2 protein-coding genes are annotated in these 1,018 nt (G+C 69.1%); both read right to left on the reverse strand.

The window, feature by feature from the left end:
- Window positions 1-135 precede the first annotated feature (135 nt).
- Complete coding sequence (locus EAO76_RS41870; RefSeq protein ID WP_148841468.1) at window positions 136-693, reverse strand: tetratricopeptide repeat protein; 558 nt, start codon at window positions 691-693, stop codon at window positions 136-138.
- A gap of 57 nt (window positions 694-750) precedes the next feature.
- Window positions 751-1,018, reverse strand: a 268-nt coding sequence (locus EAO76_RS41875) for an integrase core domain-containing protein (protein ID WP_148841344.1), incomplete at its 5' end; no start/stop codon positions are given.

Consider the following 1,018-nt stretch of genomic DNA (forward strand, 5'->3'; position numbering starts at 1 on the left):
CTCCCGGTGCACCCCGCTCCGAGGCCGGGGCGGGGCGGGGTGGTTCTCGCGGTGGGTGGACAAGCCGCTGCGCGGGAGGTACTTGCCCAGGGTCCCTTTACGCTTGCCGGGCCCTGGCAGCGGGCCGGGTCGCCGTCATCCTTCCCCTGCCTGCCCAAGATTCCAGGCATGGCTGTGGCGGGCCCACAGAGTGTCAGGGTGGTCCGATCCGAGAACACGTGCCCGGTCCGCAGCGACCTCAGCCATCAACCTCGCCGCTTCCGCGTGCTCACCCGCCTGCCCGAGATTCCAGGCATGGCCAGCGCGGGATCGCAGGGTTTCGGGGTCATCGGCTCCGAGAACACGTGCCCGGTCCGCAGCCAGTTCGGCAAACAACCTCGCCGCTTCCGCACGCTCACCCGCCTTCTCGAGATTCTGGGCGTGGCCGGAGCGGGATCGCAGGGTTTCGGGGTGGTCGGGACCCAGGATGCGTGCGCGGTCCGTGGCCAGTTCGGCAAACAACCTCGCCGCTTCCGCACGCTCACCCGCCGCACCAAGATCCCAGGCATGGTTGTGGCGGGACCACAGAGTGCCGGGATGGTCAGGGCCGAGAACACGTGCCCGGTCCGCAGCGACCTCAGCCATCAACCTCGCCGCTTCCGCGTGCTCACCCGCCGCACCGAGATTCCAGGCATGGTTGTGGCGGGCCCACAGAGTGTCAGGGTGGTCCGCTCCGAGAACGGGCCCTGACCCCGGATGTTGGACACGGGGTTATGCAGCTTGGGGAAGTGTAGTTGCGGGTTCGAAGAAGGTGTTCTCGTAGATGATCGGGGAGCGTTGTCCGAGGCGGGAGTGCCGGCGTCGGGTGTTGTAGCGGCTGGCCCAGCGGAAGGCCGCGAGCCGGGCGTGACGAGCGGTGGGCCACGCCTTCGCGCCCTTGAGGGTCTCCCTCTTCATGGACGCGTTCCAGCTCTCCGCGGCGGCGTTGTCCGCCGAACTGCCCACGGCGCTCATGCTCCTTCTCACCCCGGCCCGCTCG

Origin of the sequence: Streptomyces sp. sk2.1 (assembly GCF_008120935.1) — a bacterium.
In the GTDB taxonomy this organism is placed as follows: domain Bacteria; phylum Actinomycetota; class Actinomycetes; order Streptomycetales; family Streptomycetaceae; genus Streptomyces.